At 27.4% G+C, this 3,980-nt stretch carries 4 protein-coding genes; all 4 read right to left on the bottom strand.

Going from position 1 to position 3,980, the window contains the following annotated elements:
* On the bottom strand, positions 1–253 hold a 253-nt coding region (locus AB1Z17_RS00300; RefSeq protein WP_368049795.1), incomplete at its 3' end, for a LytR/AlgR family response regulator transcription factor.
* Positions 240–1,217 (bottom strand): sensor histidine kinase, encoded by a 978-nt coding sequence (locus AB1Z17_RS00295; RefSeq protein WP_368049794.1) that lies wholly within the window; start codon positions 1,215–1,217, stop codon positions 240–242. The genes AB1Z17_RS00295 and AB1Z17_RS00300, both read right to left, overlap by 14 nt.
* Positions 1,218–1,466: 249 nt before the next feature.
* Positions 1,467–2,888 carry a serine hydrolase gene (locus AB1Z17_RS00290; protein WP_368049793.1) on the bottom strand — a complete coding sequence of 474 codons (1,422 nt, stop codon included), beginning with the start codon at positions 2,886–2,888 and terminating at the stop codon, positions 1,467–1,469.
* Between the two features lie 54 nt (positions 2,889–2,942).
* Positions 2,943–3,818 carry a hypothetical protein gene (locus tag AB1Z17_RS00285; RefSeq protein WP_368049792.1) on the bottom strand — a complete coding sequence of 292 codons (876 nt, stop codon included), beginning with the start codon at positions 3,816–3,818 and terminating at the stop codon, positions 2,943–2,945.
* Between the last annotated feature and the right edge of the window lie 162 nt (positions 3,819–3,980).

Genomic DNA, 3,980 nt, shown 5'->3' with positions numbered 1-3,980 from the left:
GATCGTATGCAGTTGTAAAAACAACGTCTGGTACATTTGTTAATTCTTCTAATAAATCAAAACCAGATTTCCCAGGCATGTGAATATCTAAAAACAATAGGTCTGGTTGAAAGTCTTCAATTAAAGTTATGGCTTCATCTACGTGACTTGCTTCGCCTATAATTTCAAACTCTTTATGTTTTTCTAATGCGCGTTTTACTTCTTCTCTTGCTAAACGTTCATCATCAATGATTATGGTTTTATATCTTTTCATCTTCTATATGCGTTGGAATTAATATTTCAGCACTGACATGGTCATTTTCAGTCTCAGTTAAACTAAAGTTAGCTTTACCTTTATATTGAATTTCTAGACGTTTTTTTAAGTTTTCTAGACCTAAACCAACACTTTTATTTTGATTAATCACACCAGGGTTTTCAACTGTAATGTGAATATTACTTTCCTTCTTTTTAATTTTTAAGTAAATAATGCCACCACCAACTTTTAAATCGATGCCATGTTTAATAGCGTTTTCCACTAACAACTGAATACTTAAGGTAGGAATCTTATAATTAATGACCTCGTCATTAATATTGGTTTTTAGTTGCAATCTTTCTTCAAAGCGCAGTTTTTCTAAATCGATATAATCCTTAACTAAAGCTAATTCATCTTTTATGGTTATTAAATCTTTGTCTTTTTCATATAATGATGAACGCAACAAATCTGATAATAAATCAATAGCTCTTCTTGCAACGTTAGGATTTTCGATGACTAATGATTTAATAGAATTTAAAGAATTGAATAAGAAATGTGGATTTAATTGGGCTGACAAATTATCTAATTGGGCTTGTTTTGCTATTATAGACAGTTGTGCATTCTCCCTTGTGGTATCAACTTCTTTTTGATAGTAATGATATAAGTGATAAGCGAGTAGCCAAATAGTCATGTGCCTTAAACCAGTAATTAAAACTGGGTTCCAAACAAAAAGAGGATTCCAAACAAAAAACTTGCTTATAGAATCACTTTGACTATTTACGAAATAAATATAGGCAGACATTTTAAGATTCATCAATAACATGAATACAACAGAAAGTAAAAGGAGCGCAGGAATTACTTTCCAAATCAATTTTTTTAGACCTAATTCATTCCACTTTCGTCGTATAGCAAGGGTTCGATAAGCATGTGTTATTGCTATGCATATCGCAATGTCAAAAAAGAAGTTAATAATGGCATGAGACATTTTAAAATCATCCCTGAACAATGCAATGTACAGCCAAAAAAGAGAAACCAAGCACCAGCCTGTCAATTGACATAGCCAATATAAACGAGATTTTGATATTTTATTATTTAGATGTAAACTCATATGAATAGCAAAGCAACGTATTTTATTTAAAAAAAAAAAAAAAGAAATACATGAACGTTACTATTTTAGTATAAACGTAATTATTTTTATCCCTTAGTGACTCTTTTCTATATTAAAGTGTCTTTGTTATTTTTTTTGAATCTTTTTGATCATTTTTATTGCGTTAAAATTATTTGGGTTTAATTCTAGCGATTTTTTATAATTGAATAATGCCAAATCATTGTTTCTATTAAGATAATAAGCTTCGCCCATACTATCATATACATTGGCTGAATTTGGAAATTCTAAAATATTCAATTTGAAGATTTTAATTGCACCCTCTATTTGACTTTTCTCAATTAACTTATAACCAAGTTGATTTAATTCATTCTCATTTGAAAAATTATATGTATCAGAATAATTCTTTTTTAAACTTTTATAAAGTTCAATACCTTCATTTATATTATCGTAGCATTTTTGTCTTATTGTAAGATAAATGGATTTTTGAGGAATTGAAAAAGGACTTCCATTTGAGATATTTTCTATTGACTCAGCAATTTCTCTTAGTTTGAAATTTTTATTATTTGTCATTAAAATAATTGATAAATCTTCTTTTATATTATAATGTATAAAAGATTCATAATTAAAAGATGCCCCATGATGTTGATGAAACAATAACTCTTTATTTTCAAAAATGCCTTTTCCTAAAGCTGACTCGCTGTTTTTAGAGTAAGAATCAAATAACAGCATTAACGATTCTTTGGAGATTATTTTGCCTGAATGCAAACTAATTATCCAATTGTACATGTCATTTGCAGTAGGATATACCCAGCCCGAAAACTCAATATCCATAAACCTGTCATTAATCATATCATTGTTAAATGCCGCTACTGATTCAGTATTCTTTGGAGTTGCGTCTAAAACAGCATCTAACATATTGCTAGAAATAAGAATATTTTTTTGTATAAAATCATTAAAACTCATTCCTGATAGTTTTTCCACTATCCTCCTTTGAAGAAAAATATTATTATTACTATAGAGATAATCTGATCCTGGTTCAAAATTTAAATGCTTAATATTTTTTAAATCTGCATATATATCTTCATCATTTTTAACACTATTCCAATTTATTTTTGGCAATCCACTAGTATATTTTAACAAATGCCTAACAGTGATTTTGGTTGACCATTCTGGCAACTGTAACTCGAATTTTGAAATGTTATCATCTAGATTTAGCAAGCCTTTCTCTTTCAAAATCATTATTGCAACTGCATTGAATTCTTTTCCTATAGACCCAATATTAAATATCGAATTTCGATTTAGTGCTTTTGCTTTTGAACCATCTGAATATCCAAATTCATTTTGATATATTATTTTATGATTTTTAGAAATTAGAATGTTGCCATTGAAAAGACCTCGACTATAAGATGTTTTCATCAAAGAATCTATTAAAGTTTGTTTAACTAAATAATCTTTATTGGTTTCTATTAAATCACTTGTTTTTGTATTATTTTTGCAACCTATTAATATGGTTGTTATAATGACTAAAAGATGAAGTTTTGATTTCATTTTATTTAAAGCTTTTAAATTAATTAAACCTTATACAATGATTTTCAGGTTTTTTTAATTGCAATTAGTATTTAGCTCTTGATTATCTGATTTAAAAATTAGTGCAATATTTTGTCCATCATGGATTTTAATACAATGCAAATTAGGATTTCTATCTACTTTTAAATCTATTAAGTTTTGATTATTACTTACATCTAAACCTGTAAGCAAATTACTAGCCATGTATAAATGAGTTAAACTAATATTTTCACTAAGATTAATACTTTGTAATTGGTTGTCTGATACCAATAGAGTTTGTAATTTTTTATTGGAAGAAATATTCAAAACATTAAGCTTATTAGTTGTTAGTAATACATTTGTAAGATTTACAGCAGCACTTATATCCAGAGAAATTAAATCATTGTTGCTAATATGAAGAATTTCCAACGATGCATTATCTACAGTTAGTTCTTTTAAGTAATTAAATGATAAATTAAGATTTTCTAATTTTACTAACTCAGATAAACCAATTATGTCTGTAAGTTGGTTCGCAGTTAAGTCTAGTAACACTATGTTTGTGTTTTTACTAACATCAATACTTGATAAATAGTTACCTGCAAGATGTACTTCTTCTAAATAAATATTAGCGCTCAAATCTATCTGCTCTATATTATGTTGCTTCGCAATTAATCTTTTTAAACTTGAAAATCCTTCAATTCCAGATATATCATTAATAATACCAAACTCTAAAGTCTCTAGATCTAGTTCTTCAACATGTACAGCATCTGACTTTAACATTTGCTGATTTACAACACCATCTGAATCAATACCTTTTGCTATAAGTATTTCCTCGAAACTATTATCAGGTATGCTTAAAAATTTATCAGAAATTGTGTCTATATTATCATCTTTTGAACAAGAAAAAAATAAGGTGATCGATAATAAAAACACATAAAGTAGTTTTATATTTTTCATCATACTATTCGCTTTTATCTAGAATTAAGTCTTCAATTATTTTAAAATCTTTATTACTAGGAACATGCTTCGAATTTTCTAGCAAGACAATGTCATTTAGTGATGGAAAAATTCGTTTTGCTCTTTTAATCATTTTTT

Source organism: Lutibacter sp. (genome assembly GCF_040883305.1).
In the GTDB taxonomy this organism is placed as follows: domain Bacteria; phylum Bacteroidota; class Bacteroidia; order Flavobacteriales; family Flavobacteriaceae; genus Lutibacter.
The sequence above is the reverse complement of the archived record's forward strand: the minus strand, read 5'-3'. Positions and strand labels throughout refer to the sequence as shown.